The organism is Streptomyces sp. NPDC104096 (assembly GCF_055584385.1).
Genome location: NZ_JBVJMD010000004.1, coordinates 244564 through 269656, shown reverse-complemented (window position 1 = coordinate 269656; position 25093 = coordinate 244564). Strand labels below are relative to the sequence as shown.

25 protein-coding genes, 1 tRNA gene and 1 pseudogene are annotated in these 25093 nt (G+C 69.9%); 11 read left to right on the top strand and 16 right to left on the bottom strand.

What is annotated here, in order from left to right; genetic code table 11:
* Nucleotides 1–31: 31 nt before the first annotated feature.
* Entirely contained in the window at nt 32–841 is an 810-nt protein-coding gene (locus ACZ60B_RS07345; RefSeq protein WP_469384977.1) for an alpha/beta fold hydrolase, read from the bottom strand.
* Nucleotides 842–1023: 182 nt separating this feature from the next.
* On the opposite strand from ACZ60B_RS07345, the gene ACZ60B_RS07340 reads away from it, so the two are divergent.
* A complete protein-coding gene (locus ACZ60B_RS07340; protein WP_469384975.1) occupies nt 1024–2211 on the top strand; it encodes a thiolase family protein in 1188 nt (395 codons plus the stop codon).
* A 96-nt stretch (nt 2212–2307) separates the two neighbouring features.
* Nucleotides 2308–3090, top strand: a complete 783-nt coding sequence (locus ACZ60B_RS07335; RefSeq protein WP_469384973.1) for a sulfite exporter TauE/SafE family protein — start codon at nt 2308–2310, stop codon at nt 3088–3090.
* Between the two features lie 31 nt (nt 3091–3121).
* Here ACZ60B_RS07335 and ACZ60B_RS07330 read toward each other — a convergent pair whose 3' ends face one another.
* Nucleotides 3122–3910 (bottom strand): HAD-IIA family hydrolase, encoded by a 789-nt coding sequence (locus ACZ60B_RS07330; RefSeq protein ID WP_469384972.1) that lies wholly within the window; start codon nt 3908–3910, stop codon nt 3122–3124.
* A gap of 118 nt (nt 3911–4028) precedes the next feature.
* Here ACZ60B_RS07330 and ACZ60B_RS07325 point away from each other — a divergent pair, with 118 nt between their 5' ends.
* Entirely contained in the window at nt 4029–4775 is a 747-nt protein-coding gene (locus ACZ60B_RS07325) for a cobalt-precorrin-6A reductase (protein ID WP_469384971.1), read from the top strand.
* Here ACZ60B_RS07325 and ACZ60B_RS07320 read toward each other — a convergent pair.
* The 3 genes from ACZ60B_RS07320 to ACZ60B_RS07310 all read right to left on the bottom strand — a co-directional run bounded on the left by ACZ60B_RS07320 (nt 4717) and on the right by ACZ60B_RS07310 (nt 6678).
* The gene (locus ACZ60B_RS07320; protein WP_469384970.1) at nt 4717–5226 is read right to left on the bottom strand and encodes a hypothetical protein; all 510 of its coding nucleotides are present in this window, start codon (nt 5224–5226) and stop codon (nt 4717–4719) included. The genes ACZ60B_RS07325 and ACZ60B_RS07320 overlap by 59 nt on opposite strands.
* A gap of 112 nt (nt 5227–5338) precedes the next feature.
* Entirely contained in the window at nt 5339–6112 is a 774-nt protein-coding gene (gene cobF / locus ACZ60B_RS07315; protein WP_469384969.1) for a precorrin-6A synthase (deacetylating), read from the bottom strand.
* Between the two features lie 47 nt (nt 6113–6159).
* On the bottom strand, nt 6160–6678 hold the full coding sequence (locus tag ACZ60B_RS07310) for a DUF309 domain-containing protein (protein WP_469384967.1): 519 nt from the start codon (nt 6676–6678) through the stop codon (nt 6160–6162).
* A 100-nt stretch (nt 6679–6778) separates the two neighbouring features.
* Between ACZ60B_RS07310 and ACZ60B_RS07305 the strand changes: the two genes are divergently transcribed.
* Nucleotides 6779–6852, top strand: a tRNA-Pro gene (locus ACZ60B_RS07305).
* 509 nt (nt 6853–7361) lie between these two features.
* Here ACZ60B_RS07305 and ACZ60B_RS07300 read toward each other — a convergent pair.
* From ACZ60B_RS07300 to ACZ60B_RS07255, 10 genes are all read right to left on the bottom strand, one after another.
* Complete coding sequence (locus tag ACZ60B_RS07300; protein ID WP_469384965.1) at nt 7362–7913, bottom strand: hypothetical protein; 552 nt, start codon at nt 7911–7913, stop codon at nt 7362–7364.
* Nucleotides 7914–8059: 146 nt separating this feature from the next.
* The gene (locus tag ACZ60B_RS07295) at nt 8060–10114 is read right to left on the bottom strand and encodes a hypothetical protein (protein ID WP_469384963.1); all 2055 of its coding nucleotides are present in this window, start codon (nt 10112–10114) and stop codon (nt 8060–8062) included.
* Nucleotides 10115–10411: 297 nt separating this feature from the next.
* The gene (locus tag ACZ60B_RS07290) at nt 10412–11227 is read right to left on the bottom strand and encodes a hypothetical protein (RefSeq protein ID WP_469384962.1); all 816 of its coding nucleotides are present in this window, start codon (nt 11225–11227) and stop codon (nt 10412–10414) included.
* A 102-nt stretch (nt 11228–11329) separates the two neighbouring features.
* Complete coding sequence (locus ACZ60B_RS07285; RefSeq protein ID WP_469384960.1) at nt 11330–11968, bottom strand: Crp/Fnr family transcriptional regulator; 639 nt, start codon at nt 11966–11968, stop codon at nt 11330–11332.
* Nucleotides 11969–12032: 64 nt separating this feature from the next.
* Nucleotides 12033–12524: a Pycsar system effector family protein gene (locus ACZ60B_RS07280; protein WP_469384959.1), complete on the bottom strand. Its 492-nt coding sequence runs from the start codon at nt 12522–12524 to the stop codon at nt 12033–12035.
* A 390-nt stretch (nt 12525–12914) separates the two neighbouring features.
* Complete coding sequence (locus ACZ60B_RS07275; protein WP_469384957.1) at nt 12915–13121, bottom strand: DUF6087 family protein; 207 nt, start codon at nt 13119–13121, stop codon at nt 12915–12917.
* A gap of 24 nt (nt 13122–13145) precedes the next feature.
* Nucleotides 13146–14270, bottom strand: a complete 1125-nt coding sequence (gene tgmC / locus ACZ60B_RS07270; RefSeq protein ID WP_469384955.1) for an ATP-grasp peptide maturase system methyltransferase — start codon at nt 14268–14270, stop codon at nt 13146–13148.
* Complete coding sequence (tgmB, locus tag ACZ60B_RS07265; RefSeq protein WP_469384953.1) at nt 14267–15232, bottom strand: ATP-grasp ribosomal peptide maturase; 966 nt, start codon at nt 15230–15232, stop codon at nt 14267–14269. Before tgmB ends, tgmC begins: the two co-directional genes overlap by 4 nt.
* The gene (tgmA, locus tag ACZ60B_RS07260; protein ID WP_469384952.1) at nt 15232–15498 is read right to left on the bottom strand and encodes a putative ATP-grasp-modified RiPP; all 267 of its coding nucleotides are present in this window, start codon (nt 15496–15498) and stop codon (nt 15232–15234) included. Before tgmA ends, tgmB begins: the two co-directional genes overlap by 1 nt.
* Before the next feature lie 521 nt (nt 15499–16019).
* On the bottom strand, nt 16020–16454 hold the full coding sequence (locus ACZ60B_RS07255) for an ATP-binding protein (RefSeq protein WP_469384950.1): 435 nt from the start codon (nt 16452–16454) through the stop codon (nt 16020–16022).
* Between the two features lie 233 nt (nt 16455–16687).
* Between ACZ60B_RS07255 and ACZ60B_RS07250 the strand changes: the two genes are divergently transcribed.
* Nucleotides 16688–17953: an XRE family transcriptional regulator gene (locus ACZ60B_RS07250; RefSeq protein ID WP_469384941.1), complete on the top strand. Its 1266-nt coding sequence runs from the start codon at nt 16688–16690 to the stop codon at nt 17951–17953.
* Nucleotides 17950–18504: an NUDIX domain-containing protein gene (locus tag ACZ60B_RS07245; protein ID WP_469384940.1), complete on the top strand. Its 555-nt coding sequence runs from the start codon at nt 17950–17952 to the stop codon at nt 18502–18504. Before ACZ60B_RS07250 ends, ACZ60B_RS07245 begins: the two co-directional genes overlap by 4 nt.
* Nucleotides 18505–18702: 198 nt before the next feature.
* Here the strand turns inward: ACZ60B_RS07245 and ACZ60B_RS07240 are convergent, their stop codons facing one another.
* Nucleotides 18703–19656 (bottom strand): replication-relaxation family protein, encoded by a 954-nt coding sequence (locus tag ACZ60B_RS07240; protein ID WP_469384939.1) that lies wholly within the window; start codon nt 19654–19656, stop codon nt 18703–18705.
* 630 nt (nt 19657–20286) lie between these two features.
* On the opposite strand from ACZ60B_RS07240, the gene ACZ60B_RS07235 reads away from it, so the two are divergent.
* From ACZ60B_RS07235 to ACZ60B_RS07215, 5 genes and pseudogenes are all read left to right on the top strand, one after another.
* The gene (locus tag ACZ60B_RS07235) at nt 20287–21510 is read left to right on the top strand and encodes an RNA-guided endonuclease InsQ/TnpB family protein (RefSeq protein WP_469384938.1); all 1224 of its coding nucleotides are present in this window, start codon (nt 20287–20289) and stop codon (nt 21508–21510) included.
* A 61-nt stretch (nt 21511–21571) separates the two neighbouring features.
* Nucleotides 21572–21994, top strand: a pseudogene (locus ACZ60B_RS07230) (aldo/keto reductase); the annotation flags it as partial.
* A 101-nt stretch (nt 21995–22095) separates the two neighbouring features.
* On the top strand, nt 22096–23115 hold the full coding sequence (locus ACZ60B_RS07225; protein WP_469385086.1) for a sugar ABC transporter substrate-binding protein: 1020 nt from the start codon (nt 22096–22098) through the stop codon (nt 23113–23115).
* 1 nt (nt 23116) lies between these two features.
* Nucleotides 23117–24190 (top strand): ABC transporter permease, encoded by a 1074-nt coding sequence (locus ACZ60B_RS07220; RefSeq protein WP_469384936.1) that lies wholly within the window; start codon nt 23117–23119, stop codon nt 24188–24190.
* A gap of 2 nt (nt 24191–24192) precedes the next feature.
* On the top strand, nt 24193–25074 hold the full coding sequence (locus ACZ60B_RS07215; RefSeq protein ID WP_469384935.1) for an ATP-binding cassette domain-containing protein: 882 nt from the start codon (nt 24193–24195) through the stop codon (nt 25072–25074).
* Nucleotides 25075–25093: the final 19 nt, after the last annotated feature.

The window sequence follows — 25093 nt, the reverse complement described above, 5'->3', positions numbered from 1 at the left end:
GGCGGACGCGGGGTCTGTCGGCCGGGGTCCGTCAGCCGGTGAGCACGCCGTCCAGGAAGTGGACGAGGTCCGTGAGCACCTCGGCCCGGTTCGTCTCGTGGAACACCTCGTGCCGGGCGCCCGGGTAGATCCGCTGGACCAGGTTCCCGCCGCTGAGCCGCTCGACCCCGGTCCGGCTGCCGGCGAGCGGGACGAGCCGGTCGTCGGTGCCGTGCAGCCACAGCAGCGGCAGCCGGCCGACGTCGCCGCCCTCGGCCACGGTCTCCAGGGTCCGTACGAACGCCTCCACCGTCGGCCGCTTCATCGGGCCGTGCCAGACCAGGGGATCCGTCGCGTACGCGGCGCCGACGGTCGGGTCGCGGGAGAGCGCTGCCGGGCTGACGGGGACGTCCGGAATCTCGTCGTGGGCGAGCAGCAGGCGGGGCGTCCGCCACGCTCCGATGACCGGCCCGGACAGCACCAGCGCGGCGGCCGTCTCCCCGTGGCGCTGCGCGTACCGTGCGGCGATCAGGCCGCCCATGGAGTGCCCCACCACGACCAGGGGCAGGTCCGGGTGCGCGGCGCCGGCCAGTTCGGCCACGGCCCGCACGTCGTCGACGACGTCCTCGAAGTCCTCGATCAGCACGCGCTCGCCCGCCGACCTGCCGTGCCCCTGGTGGTCGGGCCCGAAGACGGCCGCGCCGTGCGCCCCGAGGGCCGCGGCCACGCCCTCGTACCGGCCGATGTGCTCGCCGTAGCCGTGCGCCAGGAGCGCGAGGTAGCGCGGCCGCTCGTGCGGCCACTCGCGGGCGACGACCCGGCCCCGGGTGCCGGTGAGGACGTGCTCGCGGGTGTCGGCCATGACTCCTCCGGTCGGGTCGGCGAGGATCTCGGGAGGATCTTCCCAGGTGGCTGGGCGACGGTCTATCATCGAAAACTAGCAGCGCTAATTAAGTCGACGCCCGGTGCCAGGTCCGGTGCCCGGCGGCCGGACGTCCGGCGGCCCGGCCCGTCGGCCCGGCGATGACGGTCAGGAGTCCAGTCGTGCGCCCCGTCCACTTCGCGGCCGCCCGCCGCACCCCCATCGGCAAGCTGCGCGGCTCGCTGTCCGCCGTGCGGCCCGACGACCTCGCCGCGACCGTGATCCGCGGGCTGGTCGCCGACGTGCCCGCGCTCGACCCGGCCCGCGTCGACGACGTCTACTGGGGTGCCGCCAACCAGGCAGGCGAGGACAACCGCAACGTCGCCCGGATGGCCGCCCTGCTGGCCGGCCTGCCCGAGTCCGTGCCGGGCGCCACCGTGAACCGGCTGTGCGCCTCCGGCCTGGAGGCCGTCACCGCCGCGGCCCGCACCATCGCCGCGGGCGAGGCCGAGATCGTGCTCGCGGGCGGCTCCGAGTCGATGAGCCGCGCCCCCTTCGTGCTGCCGCGCCCCGACGAGGCCCTGCCCCACCGCATCGAGACCGTCGACACCCGGCTCGGCTGGCGCCTGGTCAACCCTGCGATGAAGGACCTGCACGGACTGCTGTCGATGGGCGAGACGGCGGAGGAGGTGGCCGGACGGTACGGCGTTTCGCGCGAGCGGCAGGACGAGTTCGCCCTGCGCAGCCACCGGCTCGCCGCCGAGGCCCGCAAGAACGGCCACTTCGACGACGAACTGCTGCCGGTGCGGCGGGCGGACGGCGTGGTCGTCGACGCCGACGAATGCATCCGAGAGGACACCTCCTACGAGCGCCTGGCGGGACTCAAGCCCGTCTTCCGCAAGGGCGGCACGGTCACCGCGGGCAACGCCTCACCCATGAACGACGGCGCCGCGGGCCTCCTCCTGGTCAGCGAGGAGGCACTGGAGGAACTGGGCCTGGAGTCCCTGGGCCGCTATGTGGCGGGCGGCTCCGCGGGGGTCCACCCCGACGTGATGGGCATCGGTCCGGTCCCCGCCACCCGCAAGGTGCTCGCCCGGGCCGGCTGGACGATCGGCGACCTCCAGGAGGCCGAGTTCAACGAGGCGTTCGCCGCCCAGGCCCTCGCCTGCGTCGACGAACTCGGCGTCGACCCCGAGCTCGTCAACCCCACCGGCGGCGCCATCGCCCTCGGCCACCCGCTCGGCTGCTCCGGCGCCCGCATCCTCACCACCCTGCTCCACCGGATGCGCCGCACCGGGGGCCGGCGCGGCCTGGCCACCATGTGCGTGGGGGTCGGACAGGGCAGCGCGGTGCTGGTCGAGCGCGCCTGAGCGCCGTGCCCCGGTGGCACCGGGGCAGTGGCAGAGGGTGCCCGGTGAGACAGTGCTTACGGGCGCGGGTTGCGTGCGCATAGCATCGGCCTCCGCATGAACACGATGACGCTCTGGCACATATCCGGCTGGGAGTTCGCCGCCCTCGCCTTCGCGGCCCTGCTGGTCGGCTTCTCGAAGACGGCCGTCAGCGGGGCCAACACGGTCAGCCTCGCGATCTTCGCGGCGGTACTGCCCGCCCGCGCCTCCACCGGCGTGCTGCTGCCGGTCCTGATCGCCGGCGACCTGCTCGCCGTCCGCACCTACCGGCGGCACGCCCACTGGCCCACGCTGCTGAAACTGTTCCCGGCGGTGGTGGCGGGAGTGGTCGTCGGCACCCTGTTCCTGGAGTGGGCCGACGACGGCGCGGTACGGACCTCGATCGGCGCGATCCTGCTGCTGATGGCCGGGGTGACGGTGTGGCGGCGCCGCAGGTCCGACGCGGCGGACGAAGGGGACGAACCGGACGCGGTCACCGGCCGGGCGGGCCGGCTCAAGGCCCGCTCCTACGGAGTGCTCGGCGGCTTCACGACCATGGTCGCCAACGCGGGCGGCCCGGTGATGTCGTTGTACCTGCTGTCGGCGGGATTCCGGAAGCTGGGCTTCCTGGGCACCTCGGCCTTCTTCTTCCTGATCGTGAACGTCGGCAAGGTGCCCTTCAGCGTGGGCCTCGGCCTGATCGACGGCCGCTCGCTGCTCCTCGACGCGGCGCTCGCGGTGTTCGTCGTGCCCGGCGCGGTGTTCGGCGCCTGGGCCGTGCACCGGATCGACCAGCGGCTGTTCGAACGGCTGGTGATCGCAGCGACGGTCGTGGGCGGAGTGCAGCTCCTGCTGCGGTAGGCGGCGCAGGCCCCGGCCCGCCGTCCGGCGGCTAGAGCCCCAGCAGGCCGGGAAGGTCAGCGAACGAGTCGATCACATGGTCCGGGGTGCCGCTCGCGTCCCGGTGGGTCTCGGGAAGGTACTTGCCGGTCCGCACCAGGACCCCGGTCAGACCGGCGCGCTGGGCCGCCAGTACGTCCGACTCGATGTCGTCGCCCACCATCAGCGCCTCGTCCGGAGCGGCGCCGAGCCGGCCCAGCGCGGCCTCGAAGAACGCGCGCGACGGCTTCCCGGTGACCTCGGCCTCCGTCCGCGCCGCCGCCTCCAGGCCCAGCAGGAACGCCCCCGAGTCCAGTTGCAGCCCCTGGTCCGTCCGCCAGTACAGATTGCGGTGCATGGCGACCAGCCGCGCCCCCTGCCGGAGATGGGCGAACGCCCGGTTCAGGGCGGCGTAGTCGAACCCGGGACCCGCACCCCCGACGATCACCACGTCCGGCACCGTGCCGGTGTCACCTTCGTCGAACACCGTGACGCCCGTGAGGTCCTCCCCGATCTCCCCGCAGTTCAGCAGCGCGCAGCGGGCACCCGGCCACCGTTCGGCGATATGGGCGGCGGTGGCGGCGGGCGCGGTGAGCACGTCCTCGGCGGTGACCGGGAACCCCGCGTCCCCGAGGACGGCCGCGATCGACGCCCGGGTCCGGGAGGTCGTGTTGGTCACCAGCACGACCCCGAGGCCCGCCTCGCGGATCCTGCGCAGCGCCTCGACCGCGCCCGGCAGCGGCTGCCACGACACGGTGAGCACACCGTCGATGTCGACCAGGACGGCACGCACTGACTCCATGGGGGGACGATAGCGACCGCGGCCGCCCCCGGCCCGCGGACACCACCCACCCGGCGGACCACTCACCGGCACACCCGCCTGCCGGAAGGCGGACCGGCGGCCCCGTAGGCTCGGCGTCATGTCCACGCACATCCTGGTCCTCGGCGGTACCACCGAGGCCCGCCTCCTCGCCGCCGACCTCGCGGCGCGCCCCGGGGTGCGGGTGACCACCTCCCTCGCCGGACGCGTGTCCCGGCCGGCGGCGCTCCATGGGGACGTGCGGGTCGGCGGGTTCGGCGGTGCGGAGGGGCTCGCCGGCTGGCTGCGCGAGCACCGGGTGGACGCCGTGGCCGACGCCACGCACCCCTTCGCCGCCGGCATCACCGCTCACGCGGCCCGCGCCGCGGCGGCCACCGGGCTGCCGCTGGTCGTGCTGCGCCGCCCGGGCTGGCGGCCCGGCCCGGGGGACCGGTGGCACCCCGTCGACTCCCTGGAGGCGGCCGCCGCGCTGCTGCCGGGGATCGGCCGACGGGTCCTGCTGACCACCGGGCGGCTGGGCCTCGCGGCCTTCGCGCGCCTGACGGAACTCCACTTCGTCGTACGTTCGGTGGAACCGCCCGAGCCGCCGATGCCACCGGACACCGTGGTGGTCGCGGCGCGCGGACCGTTCACCCTGGCCGACGAGTCCCGGCTGCTGCGCGCGCACCGGATCGACGTACTGGTGACGAAGGACAGCGGGGGAGCGGCGACGGCGGCCAAGCTGACGGCCGCCCGTGAGCTGGGGGTGCCGGTGGTGGTCGTACGACGGCCCGCGCTGCCCGGGGGCGTCACACCGGTGCCCGATGTCGCCGGGGTCCTCGACCGGCTGGGCCTGGGGCCCCACTGATCACCGAGGCCCGCAGCCGGTCGACGGCGCGCAGCACCTCGTCCCGGTTCTTGGCACTCTTGATCCAGGCGGGCAGCCGGGCCACGTACGTCATCTTGCGCCCGTGCTCGTACCAGGGCGCCCGCTCCCTCAGCGACGCGGCCACGAACCGCCGGAGCAGGTCGAGGTGTTCGAGGTTGTACGCCCAGATCGTGCCGTGCCGGGTGGTGGTCCGTAGCCACAGGGGCGACCTCGTCCAGCAGTCTCCCGGGCTCGAGATCCGCGACAGGCCGCAGGACCGGCACACCACCCGCCACTGCGGACGGCACCGGCCCTGCCCGTCCGCGACGGCGCCCGGCCGCCGCTCGAAGTGGGCGACCCGCTCGCAGCGCGGGCAGCGCACCAGCACCGACGCGCTGAAGTCGTAGGAGTCGAGACCGGGATCGTGGAAGCGGACGGGGGCCGGGGACATGACCCGAGTATGGCGACCGCCGCCGTACCCGGCACCCGGATTTCGGCCCGCGCCCCGGGGCGCCCGAGTGCCGGACACCCGGCCGCCGGGCTCCCGGGTGCCGGCCGGGCGCCTACCGCGCGCCGGGATTGCGGCGCAGCAGATACGTGTCCATGATCCACCCCTTGCGCTCGCGGGCCTCGGCCCGCAGCCGTTCGATGCGCGGGGCGGCCTCGGCGATCGGGCCCGAGGCGAGGATCTCGTCCGGGGTGCCGATGTAGGCGCCCCAGTAGATGTCCATGTCCTGGTCCGCGTACTGCCGGAAGGCCTGGTGCGCGTCGAGCATCACGACCACGTCGTCCACGTCCTGCGGGAACCCCTCGGCCAGTCGCCGCCCCGTGGTGATCTGCACCGGGCGCGCCACCCGGTTCAGTCCGGTGCGGTGCCGGGCGACGAGCGCCGAGACACTGCTGATGCCCGGCACGACGTCGTACTCGAAGGCGACCTCGCCCTGGCCGAGCACCTCCTCCAGGATGCCGATCGTGCTGTCGTACAGCGCGGGATCGCCCCAGACCAGGAACGCCCCGCTGTCGTCCTCGCCCAGCTCCTCGGCTATCAGCCGCTCGTAGATGCCGGCGCGGGCGCTGCGCCAGTCGCCGACGGCCGGGGAGTACGCGCCGCCGCCCGCGGCCCGGTCCCGCTCCGGGTCGCGCGCCCGCACCAGGCGGTACGACCCCTCCGGCAGGTGCGCGTCGAGGATGTCCCGGCGCAGCTGTGTCAGGTCGCTCTTCACCTCGCCCTTGTCGAGGATGAAGAAGACGTCCGTGCTGCGCAGCGCCCTGACCGCCTGGAGGGTGAGCTGGTCGGGGTCGCCCGCGCCGATACCGATGACATGAATCCTTCGCACGCCCCGAGTCTGCCGTACGGCACCGACACCGGGCGGTGTGGGTCGGGTCACCCCGCGGTGCGCCCCCGCAGCCGGGGCGCCCGCTCCCGCGCGTCCACCTCGCCCCGGCCGCTCTCCACCTCGCCCGCCAGTTCCCGCGCCCAGCCGGTGAGCCCCGGGAGGTCCAGCCCGTACGGCCGGGCTTCGCTGTCCGCCGCCCACTCCTCCACGGCCGCCGCCCCGCGCCGCAGCAGCCGTGCCCCGCCGGTGGTGTTCCCCCGGGCCGCGTGCGTGAGCCCCACCGCGAGCTGGGCCAGCCCGCGCCACAGGGTCCGCTCCCGGTCGGGGCCGGACTTCCAGGCGTCCTCGAAGACCTCGTGGGCGTGGAACGGCTTTCCGTCGTCCAGCAGCGTCTGCGCCTCGGCGACGGTCTGCTCGGGGGTGCGTACGACCCCCTCGGGCTGGCGCTCCACGCCGTGCGCGCCGTAGGGCAGCGGCCGTCCGAGCCCGTCCCGGGGCCGGGCACTGCGGGCCCGCCCCTCGCTGTCCCGGTCCCGTACGCCGCCCGTGTCCGATGTGCCACTCATACCGCCGATTGTCGCGCGCCGGGCGTCCCCTTCGGCGCAGCCCCCGCGGTGGGGTAAAGTACGGACCGCGTGATCACGCGGTTCGCCGCGGGAGTCGCACCGGGACGTGGCGCAGCTTGGTAGCGCACTTGACTGGGGGTCAAGGGGTCGCAGGTTCAAATCCTGTCGTCCCGACTGGAGACAGTCGCAGGTCAGGGCCGGTTTCGGAGGTATCCGAAACCGGCCTTCGATCATTTTTGAGGCCCGGCGTCTTTGACCGAAGTCAGCAGGTCACGACGAGTGGGCTCGGCAGCGAACGCGGTGCGCGCAGCACTTGGAGCCTCAGTGGACCGGAACCTTGAGGCGGACAGATGCTCCTCTGACAGCCGTTGCATAAACGTCCTCGCCCTGTCTTCCATGGACAGGGCGAAGGACGTCGTGCGTTTGAGAGTGTCCAGGTCAGGGGCGGTGGTCGGTCGGCTCGTCTTTCCTGGTCGGCGTTGAAGGGGGCCGGGAATTGGATGTCGGGTCGGAGGTAGTGGCTCGGTGGCCGTGGAGCCGATAGACCATTTCGTCGGGACAACGGTCCAGGCGAGCCTGGCGCCAGGCAGCGTCATACGACAGGGGCGTTATGCTGCGTCGTTGAACGAGCAGGGCTCGGAGGCTGGTCAGAGGGGCCAGTATCACCCGCCACAGGACGAGCTTCATGGATGTGCCCTTCGAGGCGCCTCGCCGGACCCCGGTATGTCCACCGGCCCAATACTGCTGGGCAAGCTGCTGCCGTTCAGTGCCTTGAGAGAGTCGGACAGCACGATCATGGCTTGCTGTCGTTTCTCGATGTTCGTGAACCCTTGGCCGACTTGCTCCCATTGCTGCAGAAGTGGGAACCACCACCGGTCACAAGAACAGATCAGGCGAGCAAGGCGCTGGAGTTCGGCAACGTGTTCGTCGCCCAGGGCGCCGGGGGCGTGGTGTTCGAGTTGGTCCAGGACGACAAGGTCCGGGTGGTCGTAGAGGTTCTCCTTCAAGAAGCGCAGGCGGCGGATGCGCTGCTCGTCCGCTGCTCGCTGGGCCAGTAGCTCGTGTGCTGCCTTGGGCAGACCGAGGGTTGCGTAGACGCCCAGCAGACGGTAGTTCGGGGCGCGGCGAGGCAGACAGCCGAGGGCGGTGTTGATGGTGTCCGTTGCGGCGGGCACATCCGTGGCTCCCAGATGCGCCGCTGTCTCAACGGCCTTGGCATGCACGGCGGCGCGCACTGTCTCCTCCACATTGGGAGGCACACGCCTGAGGGGACGCCAGGTGATCGTGTACACGGCCTCGAACGCGATGCCGTCGGTGGCACTGGGCAGCAGGCGCGGCTGGACGCACTTACTAGTGCGGCTTGCTCGGAGCCATGGCCACCTCATACGAGGTTCTCCTCGAGCGGGAATACCGTGCGCAGACGGCTGTCGACGAGGTGGTTGTGGAAGTCGTCGGCCACGCTGACGCCCTCAGCGGTGGAGATGCCGCGCAGTTCGTTCATGAACCGCCAGCTGGCCTCGAACATGTTGTGGCCGCGCAGCGCTGGCAGGAGTTGATCGCGCAACTGTGTGTAGGCACCGGGATCGCCGGCGCAAGAACGGATCCAGTTCGTCAGCCGCGAGGTGACTTCGGTTGCAGTGTCCGATGAGGAGAGCAAGTCGTGCACGGCTTGCTGCACGTTGATGTCCGTGGGAGGAGAACAGACGAGCTGGGGTGTGCCGTCATGGCGCACGGTCATCAGCGCGAGGAAGGCCAGCGCACCGCTCCGGGCGGAGGAACCCTTGCCTTGCTGCCAGCCCTGGACTTCCTCGATCAGACGATGGGACACGGTGGGATGTTGGACCAGAGCGTCAAAAGCAGCGAGGACCTGGCTGACTACGGCGGGGTCAGTGTTCTTCTGTGCCGCGCGGCGCAGGCGCACCATTGCCCGCTTGGCCAGTGAAGTGTTCACGAAGGAGTCCTCAAGGATGCGTCGACACAGTGCAATTACGGCGGGGGCGTAACTCTTCTGTTCCGCCCACCCGTACAGCGCCTGCCACGCGAGGCGTCCGACGTGTTCGTTTCGGACGGCGCTGTCCATGACTGCACCGAGTACCTTGGGATGGCTGCTGCCGACGAGGTTGCCCAGTGTGGTGAGGTAGTCCACCGTTCCGTGCCGCACAGTCAGCTCGGCCAGCGCAGCCACCGCGTGGTCTTCAGGGTCGCCGCCCTGGGCTGTCGCGACGAGCCAGGTCAGCAACGGCTCGCGCATGACGTCGTAGTTGTCCCAGACGTACTCCAGCACCGCGCGTCCGTAGGCGGGTCGGTCGAAGACCACGATGTCCTGCAAGTTCACCCGGCCTCCGACATCCTGGATGCGCCGGCGCATCCCCCGCCCAGCCAGGGCGTTGAGGGCCGGTGAGGGTCCTGTTGCGGCGCCCGGAGCGTCGGGGATGTCTTCGATGGCTTTGAGCAGGTCGGCCGCACTGCGTGCGACCACGGGCATGGGCGTGGACTGCTGCACGGCCATGGCGAGCAGTAGACAGCGGTCTTCCACCGTGAGTGATGGGTTGTCGCGGGTGTGCACGCTGTTCATCTCGCCGAACCTGCCGTCGAGTTCATCTCGCCAGTCAGTCAGCGCCGCGACGATGCGGTCGTCCAGAGTGACCGAAGCTCCGCCCTCGCCGTCGATCTGTACGGGCGGCTGCTGGGAACCGGCTTCGATGTGCTCCTTCCAGGCCATCATGGCGGCGTGAGCGGCTCGTACGGCGGCCACTGCCGTCAGTCCGCGCAAGGAAGCGGTGGCTTTGGGGAGGGAGCGCAGCGATGTGACCAACTGCCCGTAGCTGGAGGCGTTCAGATGCGCCTCGACCACTTTCTGCGCATCAGGCGCCTCGCGCAGGCGGACCACTTGGATGCCGTCACGATCGCTGAGGCGGTGATCCTTCCACAGGTCCTGTGCCACGGTCATTACAAGGTAGGAACGGCAGTTCCGGAGATTGGTGGCGTGCTCCGACAGCGCGTCGAGAAAGTCAATCGATACCCGATCATTCTCTGGATGCTTAAGGTCAAGCTGGTAGGCGTAGCCTTTCTCCAATGGCAGGCGTCCTTTGCTGGGGTTCTGCCAGTCAGCGTCGAGCTTGACGACAGCGATGCTGCCGCCAGTGTGCTCGGCCAGCAGCCGCAGAGCGAGGGTTGTGGAGCCGCATGATCGGGGCGCCACAATGATGATCACGGGTTGGTGAGGGCGGCTCGTAGTGGGATTGATGATCTGCTCCCAAACCGTCTCCCAGTGCGCGCTGCGAACGAACGGCTGATCTAGCAGCTGCTCGCGGTTTTGCTCGATACCCTCCAGCAAGTCCCGCTTTCGGGTCTCCAGGATCAACTGCTCGACGTAGTTGGCGACCACTTCGGGATCCCCGTACACGTTTGTTGCTGCACCGTCGGTCTTGTACACGCGCGGCGTGGGTGGCACAGGATCCGGTGCTGGGGAAGCTGGGGAAGCTGGGGAAGCTGGGGAAGCTGGGGAAGCTGGGGAGTGGGATGGGTCGCCGGGGTCCGCGTCCAGCTGGCCGGGAGCGCCGGTGCCGGGACGCAACCGATGCAGCCAGCCGCCTGAGCCATTGGAACGGTTCTCGCCAGACTCACTGGTCGGCGGGATAATGCCGGAGCGTGACAGATCGAACGGTGCGTCAGACATGCAGGAACTCCAGAGTGAGTGCGGGAAGAACGGCAGGACGGGCGGGCGGAGGCCTCACCGCTGGCGACGGTCAATCCGCAGGGTTTCGATGTGATCGGCGATCGTCGCGTCCCTGACCTGATCGTGGAACTGGAACGTGCCACCGCTGCTGGGAGCCGGCGTCGCCGGGGAAATGCTCGGTTGCGGGGTAGGGGCAGGAGCGGCAGCTGGCGCCGCGGCGTCGGTGAGGTAGGGGCGTACGGCAGGTCCGGTCAGACGTGGCACGTGGATCCGGCAGGTTGGCTCGAAGCCGGACTTGCCGCTGACGCGGGCAATCGCCTCAAGGAGGTGGTGTGGCCGCAGATCCGGCGTACGTCCCGCGTACACGGTGCGCTGATAGACGATCTCGGAGAGCGCGGCCGCAAGGAAGGCGCCGCTGTCCTTCGCGGCGAACAGCGCCTGGCGGGTTGCCTGACAGTCGAGTAGCCGGGCGGTGTCGTTGATGGCATCACCGCGATGGTCGGGCAGGGACAGCGGGCCGACGTGCACACTGACCCGCAGCCGCAGGACGGGACTACTGGCCAGCCGCTGCTGCTCATAGCGCACCAGCGCCGCGTTGAGCCGACCCAGCAGTGGATCCACGAGCCGTGCCAGCACCGCGGGCGGAAACAGCAGGATCGCTCCGTCGCCGCTGTCCTTGTAGCCGCCGGGACGTTCCTGTGGGTCGGGCAGCCCGCATTCGGCGAGCACGGTCGCCACGATGTCGTCCACGTCGCACCGGGCGGCGGCCATCTTCGCCTCGGGAATCTGGCTGTATTTCTCCATGTCGATCGCTACGAGGGCGACTTCGGCGGGCACTTCCAGAGGGTCTGCGTGCAGCGGCGTATTCATTGGCCACCGTCCTTTCAGCACGGGCTGTCAGAGAAGTGCCCATGCTGATCGGGCGGAACGGCCGTCGCTGCCCAATAGTGGGCACACCCGACGTGCGGCCTGTCACGCCTGCGTACGCGCGTGCGACTGAATCGAATGGATGTCACGAACGAGGAGCCCGCCACCAGAGGTGGTGCGGACCCAGTCCTGCTCGCGCCAGGGCTTGAGGGCCTTGACCACCGCATTGCGGGAAGCACCGATCATCTGAGACAGCTCTGTCTGAGTCAGTCGTACGGCGAGATCCGGGGCGGAGGTGGAAGCGGTGTCGACCAGCCGGGACAGAGCTGAGGCCAGACGCAGCGGAACGGACGCGGTGGCCAGTTCGAGTCGGACGGTCTCGGATTCCCTGACTCGGGCGATGGCGTGGCGCAGCAGAGGGGCGAGCAGATCATGTTCTTCAACGAACGTGAGGAAGGCAGCGGCCGGGATGATGCGGATGTGGCAGGTCTCGGCGGCGATGACCGTGGCAGTGCGCGGCTGGGAGTCCAACACGGCCAGTTCTCCGAGTAACTCGCCGGCACCGCGCACGGCAAGAAGTGCCCTCTCTCCGCAGGCCCCGGACAGGGTGATCAGTGTTGACCCGGATTCCAGCACGATCACGTGCGTTGCTGCATCTCCCTGACGGAGCATCACGCTTCGAGCGGGCCTGACCCGTTGTGGTGCAAGCGCCTTCAGGTGCGCCCACAATTCGTCGCCGATCACCGTGGCATGCGACCGATACACACGTCCCCCTGCTGTGTGACCCCGACACACTTAGGCGATTGTTTCAACTAATCAGAATGTTGCTCAATAGGCACATTCCAGCCATCAAGAGGGCTGCCAGGGCAAAGTCGACGGCCAGGCGGGCTGCTCGCAACTTTCTGTCCGCCAGCCAGGCAAACACGTGTAGTCGGCGGGTCTCGGCATGCTGTTCAAGCTCCACGCGTGCGACTGCACTCACACCGATCCGATGGTCTACTGCCGCCTCGCCGACCAATTCAGCACGCAGCCCCACTCCGGGAACCGCGGGACGCAGCGCGAGCAGCGCAGCCCCTATCGAGGCCATCAGCAGCAGGCACATCAAGACCAGAAGGAACATCCCGATCAGGGGCATGTCGCGTGTACTGGACAGGACGGCGATCCCGGCAGCCAGCAGGCCGCCGGCTATTCCGCATAGGGCTGTTGCTTTCGTGTCCGCCCGTTGCACCTCGACGAAGGCGCGTTCTGTGCGTCCTTGCAGTCGCTCCATCTCCGTCGGAACACTGCTTGGCTCGTGCATGCTGTCCCCACACCCCTCCGCAACCGTCGTGCGCTCGTTATGGAAGTTGCCAGCCTGGTCGCAGTCGCCGAGTGACGATGCCTACCGCAGGGCACGAGGAGTGGTGGCTGCCTCACTCCACAGTCTTCTGTGGCCGGTAGTAACGAAGGCGGAGGTTGGTGCCAGCGGCGGAGCCCGGGCAGCGTCACTGTCCTGCCCAGCAATACATCCATCGGTGGGGTCTGCTGCACGACCAGGTGGCATCTGCCTTGGTCAGGATCATGATCAGCGCCTTGCCGGACAGTCCGAGAGGTGGGCCATGCGCGACGACTGCCCGAACTTTTCTGGGTTCGAGAACGTTTACCTGGAGGACGGCTACGCCCCTTGACGTCGTGGTCCGCCCTGCGATCTTCACTCTCCAACTCGATCTACTGCTCTTGCAGTCACACCTCGATTGGCGACGTCCGATGCCGGGGGAACGTGCCTGCTTCCGACCAAGTGGGCAGCTCGCTGGGGACTGTCGCCGAGGTGGACGGTCTTACGTTCCCCCACGGGTCGTAGGCGCTTATCCCGACGCTCCGCCCATTGGTCCAGGCGCTCGTCTTCAGGGTCGGCCACCGTCGCTCCTTGGTGCGTGAGGTGCTACACGGGCAGGTCCCAGGACGGGCCTTCGGGAGTGCACATCCATACCCGCTGTGTGCCGTCCGCTTCCACGGTCAGACCGAAGCCGGACTGCGCGGGTGATCCGGCACTCTGCCAGGTGGTGAGGGCGGCTTCCACCCGGTCCCAGAGGTTGAGCGGGCCGTGTTGGTGCACGTTCCAGCTGTCTCCGGTCGGTTCGGTCCATGCCTGTGATCCGGTGGCGACGTCCACCAGGATCACGCCGGTACCGGTGGTCATGAGTTCGGCGGACGGCGCGGCGAGCTGGGCGAGAAGCTGGCCGGTCCAGTCCTCCAGGAGGGCAGGGTCCACGCGGGTGGGGCGCGTGGTGCCGGGGTGCTGGTGGAAGGTGGGGCGGGGCGGGCGTTCGTGGGGACGGGCGAGCATGTAGTTGATCTGGTCGGTGTGGAAGCGGCCGGTGGCGGTGCCGTCGTCGTGGACCGTGAGGCGGACCAGGCCGGAGGCGAGCATCCATCCGCTGATGGTGGTGGTGATGGTGCCGCCGTCGCGTACCTGGTAGAGCCACGCCGGGGGGATGTGGCGGACGGCGCAGGTGGCCACGATGTGGTCGTATTCGGCGCCGTCCTTGTGTCCGGCGAGGCCGTCACCGGTGATGAGGGTGGGCTGGTAGCCGGCGGAGTGGATGTGGTCGGCCGCCGCGGCGGCCAAGCTTGGGTCGTATTCGATGGAGTACACGTTCTTGTCGCCCAGGCGGCTGGTCAGGATGGCGGTGGAGTAGCCGGTACCTGTGCCGATCTCCAACACCTTGTCACCCTCTTGGATCCGCGCGAGGTCGAGCATGCGCACGATCAGCGATGGCAGCGTGCTGGACGAGGTAGGGCGGCCGGTGACAGGTCCTGCCGCGTCGGCTGCGGCGGTGCCGTCGACCTGGGTTACCCAGGTGGTGTCCTGGTAGACGAGCCCCAGCCACTCGCCGGGGTCGGTCTGGTCACGGAGCACGGGGGCCCACTGGTGGCCGTCGAACTGGAACAGGCCGCCACCGATGAACAGCTCGCGTGGCACCGTTTCGAGGGCGGTACGCCATACCGGGTCGTTGACGGGGACGGAGGCGGCGAGTTGGCGGCGCAGGGCGATCGGGTCGGTCATGCGGGGGCTCCGTGCTGTAGGTGGTTGGCGATGGCGCGGGTGATCCGGGTGGTGATGTGGCCGGGGAACCATGCCCATTGACCGTTTGGGTTGCACTCGTACCAGTGCCACACGCCCCCGCGGTCCAGGCCGAAGTCGAAGGCGCCGAAGACGAGGCCGAAGGCGTCCAGGTAGGCGCTCACGCCCTTGGTGACCTCTGGAGGGACGGGAACGGGCGTGTAGGTGAGCTCGCCGTAGTGGCGGCGCCAGTCCACGCCGGGTGAGCCGTCGATACGGACGGCGGTGAGATGGTCGCCGACGGCGGTGAGGCGGATGTCGGCGGTCTTCGTGACGCGCTGCTGGAGGGGGTGCGCGGTGTGGCGTATCTGCTGGTCGATCTGGTCGGGGGTGACGTCCTCGATCCACACCGTCAGTGGGCGGCCGGTGTCGTCGGTGTACTCGGTTTCCCTGAGTGGCTTGTAGAGGACCGGCCCGTGGTCGGCGGCGAAAGTGCGGGCGTGGCCGGGGTCGTTGGTGACGAGCGTGGGCGGCACGATAAAGCCGCAGGCGGCGGCAGTGGCCAGTTGCGCCGGCTTGTACTCGGCATTCCGGTTGCACCAAGGATGGTTCAAGTAGCGGGCGCCGGGGATGGCGGCGAGGATGCCGCCGAGTCCGTAGCGGGCTTCTTCGACGGCCCATCGGCCGGTCTGCTCGTCCATGGCGAGGTCGGCGGTGTAGGGGGTGGGTCGCCGCCAGTACACCGAGCGGACGTCCCCCAGATCGATGCTCCGGGATCCGGTGGCGAGGGTGCCGCCGGGCCCGACGCTGTCGAAGGTGCCAGACAGGGTCACCTCGCGGGGGAAGTCGCCGGGGTCCAGGCGGACCACTGGCACGCGGCGCCGGTTCAGTTCGGTGATCACTTCGTCCGCGGTCGCGTCATCCAGGCGCGTGACGATGAGGACCGGCGGCCCACCCCCGGCCATCAGTCGGAGTCCCCGTTCTGGTCGCTGCCCTGGTCCGGGGTGCCGTCCAGGCTCGTCTTCGAGCTCGTCTCCTGCGACGTCTCCGACCGCTTGTGCTTGGCCTCCATCGTCAGCGGTGAGCCGTCGAGGTCGCCCCACACGGTGACCTGCGTGTCCGGGTCGAGGACGGGCTGGGCGGCGGGGAGGACGGACGCAGCCGGGTACGGCCGCATGCGTCCGAGCCCCCAGGGGGCGACCTGATCCAGTGACGCCAAGGGCTGCTGCATGAGTCTCCTTCGTCTCTCAGGTGATCCAACGGTGTCACTCGCCGTCTGGTGGTTCCAGATGGCGAGGAGGGCCCGGTCGGGGTGGCAGGTGCGAACGAGCGAGCCCCGGCCGGGGGCTCAGGGGCCGCCCGTCCCAGGGGACTTGGGCGGGCGGCCAGGTGATCCCCGACGGGGGACCAGGCCCGCGCTGGTGCGGCGGGTGCAGCGCGCGAGGTTTGCTGCCGTGCCGCCCCGGTGGCCGGGTGCGGGGCGTGGCGGCCGTGCAGACGGCCGGCCCAGGGGCGGGGATCACGGGGTGGATCGTGGGCCGCAGCGGCAGGTGTGCAGCCTGTCCAGGTGGACGGCGGTGCGGACTGTTGCCGGGGGCTCGGCGTCTGGGACGGCATACGTGGCGGTTGCTGTGGCGGTCCCGGTCTCGCTGGACACGATCGACGCCACCAGCCCGAGGCTGACGACGACGGCGCCCATAAGGCTCGCCCTGGCGGTCACGCCATCCGGTTCTGGCATGCGGTGGCGGCCGGTCACCGGTCAGCCGCCTTGATCACGATCTCAGCCCAGACCCTTTTCCCCCAGGGAAGGAGGTCGGTTCCCCAGCGGACTGAAAGGAGGTCGACCAGGAGCAGGCCCCTGCCGCCGAGGGCGTCCGGCTCGGGATGATGCAGCTCGGGTATGCAGCGGCGGGACTTGTCGACCACGGTGACGCGGAGCCGGTCAGGCGTCGGCTGCTCCGCGATCACCCGGACACTGTGTGAGTGACCGTGCCGGATCGCGTTCGTGATCAGCTCGGACATGAGGAGCGTGCCGGTTTCGGCGGCGTCCTGGTCCAGGCCCCATCCCGTGCACGCCTGGCGGAGCATCTGACGTGCTGCCGGAACGCTGGCGGCCTCGCTCGCGAGGGTGACGCTCTGACGTGGGTACTGCGGGCCTGGTCTCACCTGTTTGTCAGTCATGGTCATCGTCACGCCTTGGTCGGGGCGGTCGGGGGATGCCCCGCTCGCGTGCCTCGGGGGAGAAGCCTGCGGGCGGGGCCGCCGTCGGGGCGCGTTCCCGGGTGCACTCCCCGGCGGCCGATAGGTAGTCAACGCCCGAGGAAGGGGATGGGGAGACTCCAGAAGGTGACTCCAACATGGAGTCAGGACTGGCGCGTTGGCTCTAGCATCGGTTCCATCCGCTACTCGGGGAGTTGCAGATGCACCGCCTGTCACCGGATCCGCGTGAGGTCGTCGCCGGTCTGCTCGGGGATGAACGCCTGCTCAGGGCGTGCGCCGAGCGAGACATGGGCGCGGTGTTCCGGATGCTCAATGCGCGTGGGGTCAGTACGCGGCGCATCGCTGCTGCCGTCGACATCACGCAGGGGCGTCTGTACGACTACATGAACGGCAAGAGTCGGGTAGAGAAGCTGACTCTGTTCGAGCAGATCGCCGATGCCTTCCACATCCCGGGTCATCTGCTGGGGCTGGCTTGCCGGTCGTGGGAGCCCGTGCCGGCAACTGCGGAGCATCAGCGGGCGGACCATCCGCCGCCGGACGGTGACGATCTGGTGGCCATGGACCACTTCCGCAGTGCGGACCGGCAGACCGGCGGCGGCCGGTTGTACGGCGCCGTCGTCCGGCACCTGTCGGACCGGGTGGCGCCCCGATTGGTCGACCTGGGCAGCGGTCCGCAGGTGTTCGCCGCGGCAGCCGCGCTGACCGAGATGGCCGGGTGGATGGCGCACGACTCCGGGCGCGACGACCATGCCGCACAGCACTTCGCCCGCGCGCTTCCCCTGGCCCGGACGTCGGGTGACATGCCGTTGGCCGCCCACGTTGCCGCGAGCAGCAGCCATCTTGCGCGGGAGAGCGGAGACACGGCCGGGGCCATTGGATGGGCGCGGACCGGACTGGACCTGGCAGCGCAGGGTCCCCGGATTCCGGCGCTGACGGCACGACTGCACACGATGCAGGCGCGGGCCCTGGCGGTCGCCGAGCAGCGCACCCCGGCCGCCCGTGCGCTGGGGGCCGCACACGGTGATCTCGACGCGGCGGCGGCTGCTGGTCATCCTTGGCTGAGCCCGTTCGATGCCGCCGCCATGGCCAGTGAGGCGGCGCTGATCACGCGCGACCTGGAGCAGTACGACCAAGCGCTGGCATATGCGGAACAGGCTGTGGAGCTGCGGGAGGCGGGGCGGGCTCGATCGTTGGCTCTGAGCCGGATCACTCTGGTGGACGTCCACGTGCGCCGAGGCGACCTGGACGCCGCGGTGCACGTCGGCCACGACTTGCTCAGCACGAGCCCCACGCTCGGTTCGGTTCGGGTGGTGCAGCAGCTCGACGGGCTGCGCCGTCTGCTGGAGCCATACCGGGGGTACGCGCCGGTAAAGGAGTACCTGACGCGGTTCGATGATGCGCGCCGCGCCAGAATGCTCCTGCTGGCCGATCTGATCCCGCCGCACCCGGGAGGCACCACCGCATGAGGGGCACCGCACCCGACCCCGCCGACACCGACGCCTGGAACGCCTATCTCGCGGAGGGCAACGCCCGCCAGGCCCGCAAGCGCGTGGCGGCCGATGTCCTGCTGAGGGACCCGGACGGTCGCGTGCTGCTGGTGAACCCCACCTACAAACCCGGCTGGGACCTGCCCGGCGGGATGGCGGAGGCCAACGAACCACCGGAGGACGCGGTGCGCCGGGAGCTGATCGAGGAACTCGGCCTGCACGTCAACCTGCTCGGGCTGCTGGTCGTGGACTGGGTTGCCCCACACGGCCCCTGGGACGATCAGATCGCGTTCATCTTCGACGGCGGCACGCTCGACCAGGAGCAGGCCCACCGGCTACGCCCGCGGGACGAAGAGCTGTCGGAGGCCGCGTTCGTCACAGCCGCCGACGCCGTCGGTCGACTTCAGGACCGGATGCGGCGCCGGTTCGAGCACGCCTTGAAGGCGCTGGAGGCGGGACGCCCGCTGTACCTCCGAGACGGCACACCCGTCATGTGCGACAGTGCGCAGCGTCCTGCGCAACAACGTTGAGCCGCGGCCCGAGCCGATGCGCAGACCCTGCGCAGCGAATTGAGCCGCCGGTCCCCGCTCCGTGCGCAGTCGGGCGGTGAATGCGCACAGTTGGGGATGGACGGCATGCGCAGCGCTGTGACCTGCTGTGGTCTGGCCCACGGTCAGGCATGGACTGCGCCATGGTCAGGCCGACCATGGCGCATGGTCGGCCTGTGGTCAGGTCTGCGCAGGCCCGGTACCGGGATCGGACGAGTCGTGCGCAGGGTGTCGATCGGCCGTGCGCTGGCGGCGCCTGGACGTCCAGGCGACTCGTTGCGCAGGGTCCTGGACGGGCCGCCAGACGGGTGCGGAGGGGCCGTGCTGCAGCAGGTCGGTCATCGGCGCGGCCAGCACAGGGACGTCGTGCAGGAGAAATCCCGCCTCGAGTGCTTTGGCTGCCGCGTGGAGGGCGTGGATGCGGTTGTCGACGCCGGCGGGGCCGGTGGCGTCCAGGACGAACAGCAGCCGGGGGAAGAGCGGGTAGCGGCGCCGCCAGTCCGGTTCTGTCCGGAAGCTGTCGGCCGGACGGGAGCGGCCGGGCGGGGGAGCGGAGATGTAGGAGTGGAGGCGGCTGTAGGTGCCGAGTTTCGCTGCGAGCCGTTCCGGGCCCATGGTCGCCCGGTCGACCTCGACGAACGCTCGCAGCATCGCCCCGTTGCCCTCCTGGTAGAACAGCAGGGCGTCGGGGATGACGGCCTCCCCACCCCCGAGGGGATGGTGGACCTCCGGTATCCAGTCCAGCGGCCGGCAGACGTCGCCTCGGGCGCGGGCGTCCTGCTGGAACGTGACGCCGACTTCGGTCACGGCCAGGGCGTGCGCCACCCGCAGCCGCGCGGCGCTCGGATCGGCGATCAGCCGGGGCGGAGCAAAGTCCCGCAACTCCGGCCACTCGGAAGCGACCTGCACGCCGTAACGGGTGGCGAACCACGCCCGATGACGCCCGGCCTGAGGCAGCGTCACCCACTGTACTAACCCCTCCTCGCGCAGCTTCACAAGCCGCCGTCGAGTCTGCTCGATCCGCACCCCAGGTGCGATCACCCGGTGCAGCTGCTTCGTCGTCACCAGCCGGTACTGCGCCACCACAGCCAGCGCCAGCCGGTCGCCCATGGCCGCGTCCAGGTCCAACGGCATCCTCGCCACCTCCCGCACCGGCGCCGGCCTTTCCGGCTCCGTGTACCGCCACCACAGCAGCCGACCGCGACCACACCGCCGACCGTGAGCACCTGACCACAGGCACGATCCGATGACCCCGCCCCCAACCCCTCCCGTGACTTCACTGAAAACCCCTGCCGCAACCCCTCCGACAATCGGCCGTACTTCTCCGACACCTGGTGATGTATCTGCAGGTCACCAGGCCATTCCGCGCATGGTCGGGTGCGGGACATCCCCCTCTGCACACCACACACCCAGCCCAGGACCAGAAAGAAAGGAGAAGGGACGGGACGGGTGGGCGGCGAGCCTCGGGGGATCGGGGGCGCCTTCGACTCTTCGCGCGTCGGCCAGTGGCCTCCGCGACGACGTGCTGCCGGCTGCGCGCGAGTGCTCCGGGTTCGTGTACACGGCGTGCGGCGAGGACACGGCGGTGCCCGCGAGGAAGGTGTACCCGTGCCGATGTTCACGCCCTCGTCCCGGGGGGATCGGTGAACGGCTTGCGCCGGAACCTCGACACGAACGCACGTGCACACGCATCACGAAAGCACAGTGACGACCAGTTCCGATTTGCCGCGTCCCACGCATGCCCCACGTACGTAGAGTGGGGTCATGCAGCTCCGGTACAGCTTCCGCCTGTACCCGGACACCGGCCAGCAGACTGCTTTGGCGAAGGCGTTCGGATGCGCCCGCGTTGTATTCAACGACGCGGTGCGCGTCCGTGAGGACGCGCGCAGGGCAGGTCTGCCGTTCCCGAAGGCCGGACAGCTGTCCCGACAGCTGATCACTGAGGCTAAGCGGACGAAGGAACGGTCCTGGCTGGGCGAGGTCTCCGCGGTGGTACTCCAACAGTCCCTGCGGGACGCCGAGACCGCGTATCGCAACTTCTTCGCCTCCCTCAGGGGCACCCGCAAGGGACCGAAACTGGGCCCGCCACGCTTGAAGTCCCGCAAGGACGCCCGGCAGTCGATCCGGTTCACCGCCAACGCCCGCTGGAAGATCACCGGCAGCGGCCGTCTGAACCTGCCGAAGATCGGCCCGGTGAAGGTGAGATGGTCCCGCACCCTGCCCGCCATACCGTCCTCGGTCACCGTGATCAAGGACGTGGCGGGCAGATTCTTCGCTTCCTTCGTCATCGACACCGACCCCGTCGAAGACTCCGCACGGATGCCCGACACCGACCGCACCATCGGCATTGATCTAGGCCTGACGCACTTCGCCGTCCTGTCCACCGGCGAGAAGATCGGCTCTCCCAGGTTCCTGCGCCGGGCGGAGAAGAAGCTCAAGAGGGCCCAGAGGGAGCTGTCCCGCAAGCAGAGGGGATCGAAGAACCGCGCCAAGGCCCGTCTCAAGGTCGCCCGCACCCACGCCACAGTCGCCGATGCCCGCCGGGAGTTCCACCACCAGCTCTCTACGAAGCTGATCTCCGAGAACCAAGGGATCGCCGTGGAAGACCTGTCGGTGGCGGGACTGGCCCGCACCAGGCTGGCCAAGTCCGTCCACGATGCCGGCTGGACATCGTTCGTGAATATGCTGGAGTACAAGGCGAAGCGGTACGGCCGCACCCTGGTAGCGATCGGGCGGTTCACACCGACCTCGCAGACGTGCTCCACCTGCGGCGCGGTGGACGGGCCCAAACCCCTGTCCGTGCGGGAGTGGACCTGTGCCACCTGCAGGACGGTCCACGACCGGGATATCAATGCCGCACTCAACATCAAACAGGCCGCCGGACTGGCGGCATCGGCCTGCGGAGCGCCGGTAAGACCAGAACTCGTTCTGGCACAGCGCGAAGAAACAGGAAGCCACGGATTCCCGACAGGACCCCGTGCCGCATAGCGGCACAGCAACCAGTCGAGAAGGCCAGAATCCTCGCCCCTCAGGGCGAGGAGCATGTCAAGAGGTGCTCCAGTGCCAGCACCCCTACCTGCGCCCGCGCACCGACATGCCGAGCGGACTGTTCCCGGACGGCAGTCTGGGCCACGCGGACGGCCAACTGCTCGGCTATCTGCGGGCGGAGCCCGAGCTGACCCTGGTCGCCTACTCGCCGCTGGTGGGCGGCGCCTACACCCGTACGGACAAGCCGCTCCCGCCGGACTACGACCACCCCGGCACCCCGGCCCGCCTGGCCGTGCTGCGCGAGGTGGCCCACGAGACGGGGGCGACCGTCAACCAGGTCGTCCTGGCCTGGCAGTTGGGCGGTCCGCTGCCCGTCGTACCGCTGGCCGGGGCGTCCTCGGTGGCGCAGCTGGAGGAGAACCTCGCAGCCGTGGAACTGGAATTGACGGACCGTCAGCGAGCTCGGCTGGACGGGGCGCACTGACCCGGTGCCTGCCGTCGTCAGGGATACGCCCGACCGCAGCGGGTAGGTCTGGAAGCCGACCCGGCGTTCCCCCCCCCGTCGCACAGTGAGGTGCAGGCATGATGGATCGCTCTTCGCACGTCCGCTCCCGCAGATGGGCCCCCGTGGCGGCGCTGGCCGCCACGGCGGCCCTGATCCTCGCGGGCTGCTCCAGCGGTTCAGGCGGCAAGAAGTCCGAGGAGGGCGGGGACGGCGCGGCCGCGGGCAAGGCCGGCACGCCCGCGATGACCGTCGCGCTGGTCACCCATCAGGCCCCGGGCGACACCTTCTGGGACATCGTCCGCAAGGGCGCGCAGGCCGCCGCCGACAAGGACAACATCAAGCTCGTCTACTCCGCCGACCCGAACGCCGGCAACCAGGCCAACCTGGTCCAGAACGCCATCGACCAGAAGGTCGACGGCATCGCGATCACCCTGGCCAAGCCGGACGCGATGAAGGCCGTCGCGAGCAAGGCGGAAGCGGCCGGGATACCCGTGGTGGGCCTCAACTCCGGTCTGAGCGACTGGAAGGACCTCGGTCTGATGTCGTTCTTCGGACAGGACGAGAGCGTGGCGGGCGAGGCGTTCGGCAAGAAGCTGAACGAGGTCGGCGCCAAGAACACCGTCTGTGTGATCCAGGAACAGGGCAACATCGGCCTCACCCAGCGCTGCGACGGCCTGAAGAAGACCTTCCGGGGCACCACGCAGACCCTCTACGTCAACGGCACCGACATGCCGTCCGTGAAGTCCACCATCACCGCCAAGCTGAAGCAGGACGGCGCGATCGACTACGTCGTCGCCCTCGGCGCGCCGTACGCGCTGACCGCGGTGCAGTCGGTCGCGGACGCGGGCGGCAAGGCGAAGATCGCCACCTTCGACCTCAACAAGCAGCTCACCAGCGCCATCTCCAAGGGCGACATCCAGTTCGCCGTCGACCAGCAGCCCTACCTCCAGGGCTACTTGGCGGTGGACTCGCTGTGGCTCTACAAGAACAACGGGAACTACAGCGGCGGCGGGGAGCAACCGGTGCTGACCGGTCCGGCCTTCGTCGACAAGACCAACGTCGACAAGGTCGCCGCGTTCGCCGCGAAGGGCACCCGCTGAGATGACCCGAGCAACGGCACCGGCGGCGAGCGCCTCGCCGCCGGCCCCGCCGGCCGGCCGCACGGACGGCCGCGGCACCCGGCGTTCCCCGGTGCGCAGGCTGCTGGCCCGCCCGGAGGTGGGCGCGCTGATCGCGGCGATCGGCGTGTACGTCTTCTTCTTCGCCGTCGCCCCCTCGTTCCGTACCACGGGCGCCCTGTCCACGGTCCTCTACCAGGCGTCCGTCATGGGCGTCATGACGCTGCCGGTGGCCCTGCTGATGATCGGCGGCGAGTTCGACCTGTCCGCCGGTGTCGCGGTCACCACCTCGGCGCTGACCGCCGCCATCCTGAGCTTCCAGCTCACGGTGAACGTGTGGACCGGCGTGGCCGTGGCCCTGGTCGTCTCCCTGGCCGTCGGCGCCTTCAACGGCTGGCTGCTGATCAGGACGGGCCTGCCCAGCTTCCTGGTGACCCTGGGTTCCTTCCTGATCCTCCAGGGCTCCAACCTCGCCGTCACCAAGATCTTCACCGACAACGTCGCCAGCGACTCGATCGCCGACATGGACGGCTTCGACCAGGCCAGGAAGGTCTTCGCCTCCGAGTTCACCGTCGGGGGCGTCGACTTCAAGATCACCATCGTCTACTGGCTGGTGCTCGCCGCGGCCGCCACCTGGCTGCTGCTGCGCACCCGGTTCGGCAACTGGATCTTCGCGGCCGGCGGCGACCAGGACAGCGCCCGCGCGGTCGGCGTGCCCGTCGACCGCACCAAGGTCGTCCTCTTCATGGGGGTGGGGGCCGGCGCCTGGTTCGTCGGCATGCACCTGCTGTTCTCGTTCGACACGGTGCAGTCCGGCGAGGGCGTCGGCAACGAGTTCCTCTACATCATCGCCGCGGTCATCGGCGGCTGCCTGCTGACCGGCGGCTACGGCTCGGCGATCGGCCCGGTCATCGGCGCCTTCATCTTCGGCATGGTCAACCAGGGCATCGTCTACGCCAACTGGAATCCCGACTGGTTCAAGGCGTTCCTCGGCGTGATGCTCCTGGTCGCGGCCCTCGTCAATCTGTGGGTCCGCCGCACGGCGACCCGGAGGTGAACATGACTACCAACGGCAACGGTCCGCACGGCAACGGTCCGCACGGCGGCGTCCGTGAGGGCATCGCGCCCGAGCAGGCCGCGCCCGTCGTCGAACTCCGGGGCGCGGGCAAGTCCTACGGCAACATCCGTGCCCTGCACGGAGTCGACCTGGCGGTCCGCCCCGGCCGGGTGACCTGCGTCCTGGGCGACAACGGCGCGGGCAAGTCCACCCTCATCAAAATCATCTCGGGGCTGCACCGGCACACCGAGGGCGAACTTTTCGTCGACGGCGAGCCGGTGCGCTTCAGCACCCCGCGCGAGGCCCTCGACCTGGGCATCGCCACCGTCTACCAGGACCTCGCCACCGTCCCGCTCATGCCGGTGTGGCGGAACTTCTTCCTGGGCTCGGAGATGACGCGTGGCCGCGGGCCCCTGCGCCGCCTCGACATCGAGGGGATGAAGCGGACCGCGGACGAGGAACTGCGCACCATGGGCATCGTCCTGGAGGACCTGGAGCAGCCCGTCGGCACGCTCTCCGGCGGCCAGCGCCAGTGCGTGGCGATCGCCCGCGCCGTCCACTTCGGCGCCCGGGTGCTGATCCTGGACGAGCCGACGGCCGCGCTCGGCGTCAAGCAGTCCGGCGTCGTGCTCAAGTACATCGCCGCCGCCCGCGAGCGCGGTCTCGGCGTCGTCCTCATCACCCACAACCCGCACCACGCCTACATGGTCGGCGACCACTTCTGCGTGCTGCGCCTGGGCACCCTCGAACTCAGCGCGGACCGCGACGAGGTGAGCCTGGCAGAGCTCACCGACCACATGGCCGGCGGCGCCGAGCTCGCCGCGCTCAGGCATGAACTGGCCCAGGTCCACGGAGTCGACGTGGAGGAACTGCCCGAGGCGTAGCGCGTGGGCGCGTGCCATC

Excerpts from the sequence above, each read along its gene's own strand:
- ACZ60B_RS07345 (WP_469384977.1), bottom strand. The coding sequence starts at position 841 with ATGGCCGACACCCGCGAGCACGTCCTCACCGGCACCCGGGGCCGGGTC.
- ACZ60B_RS07335 (WP_469384973.1), top strand. The coding sequence starts at position 2,308 with ATGAACACGATGACGCTCTGGCACATATCCGGCTGGGAGTTCGCCGCC.
- ACZ60B_RS07330 (WP_469384972.1), bottom strand. The coding sequence starts at position 3,910 with ATGGAGTCAGTGCGTGCCGTCCTGGTCGACATCGACGGTGTGCTCACC.
- ACZ60B_RS07325 (WP_469384971.1), top strand. The coding sequence starts at position 4,029 with ATGTCCACGCACATCCTGGTCCTCGGCGGTACCACCGAGGCCCGCCTC.
- ACZ60B_RS07320 (WP_469384970.1), bottom strand. The coding sequence starts at position 5,226 with ATGTCCCCGGCCCCCGTCCGCTTCCACGATCCCGGTCTCGACTCCTAC.
- ACZ60B_RS07310 (WP_469384967.1), bottom strand. The coding sequence starts at position 6,678 with ATGAGTGGCACATCGGACACGGGCGGCGTACGGGACCGGGACAGCGAG.
- ACZ60B_RS07290 (WP_469384962.1), bottom strand. The coding sequence starts at position 11,227 with ATGAATACGCCGCTGCACGCAGACCCTCTGGAAGTGCCCGCCGAAGTC.
- ACZ60B_RS07280 (WP_469384959.1), bottom strand. The coding sequence starts at position 12,524 with ATGCACGAGCCAAGCAGTGTTCCGACGGAGATGGAGCGACTGCAAGGA.
- tgmC (WP_469384955.1), bottom strand. The coding sequence starts at position 14,270 with ATGACCGACCCGATCGCCCTGCGCCGCCAACTCGCCGCCTCCGTCCCC.
- tgmB (WP_469384953.1), bottom strand. The coding sequence starts at position 15,232 with ATGGCCGGGGGTGGGCCGCCGGTCCTCATCGTCACGCGCCTGGATGAC.
- tgmA (WP_469384952.1), bottom strand. The coding sequence starts at position 15,498 with ATGCAGCAGCCCTTGGCGTCACTGGATCAGGTCGCCCCCTGGGGGCTC.
- ACZ60B_RS07255 (WP_469384950.1), bottom strand. The coding sequence starts at position 16,454 with ATGACCATGACTGACAAACAGGTGAGACCAGGCCCGCAGTACCCACGT.
- ACZ60B_RS07250 (WP_469384941.1), top strand. The coding sequence starts at position 16,688 with ATGCACCGCCTGTCACCGGATCCGCGTGAGGTCGTCGCCGGTCTGCTC.
- ACZ60B_RS07245 (WP_469384940.1), top strand. The coding sequence starts at position 17,950 with ATGAGGGGCACCGCACCCGACCCCGCCGACACCGACGCCTGGAACGCC.
- ACZ60B_RS07240 (WP_469384939.1), bottom strand. The coding sequence starts at position 19,656 with ATGCCGTTGGACCTGGACGCGGCCATGGGCGACCGGCTGGCGCTGGCT.
- ACZ60B_RS07235 (WP_469384938.1), top strand. The coding sequence starts at position 20,287 with ATGCAGCTCCGGTACAGCTTCCGCCTGTACCCGGACACCGGCCAGCAG.
- ACZ60B_RS07225 (WP_469385086.1), top strand. The coding sequence starts at position 22,096 with ATGGATCGCTCTTCGCACGTCCGCTCCCGCAGATGGGCCCCCGTGGCG.
- ACZ60B_RS07220 (WP_469384936.1), top strand. The coding sequence starts at position 23,117 with ATGACCCGAGCAACGGCACCGGCGGCGAGCGCCTCGCCGCCGGCCCCG.
- ACZ60B_RS07215 (WP_469384935.1), top strand. The coding sequence starts at position 24,193 with ATGACTACCAACGGCAACGGTCCGCACGGCAACGGTCCGCACGGCGGC.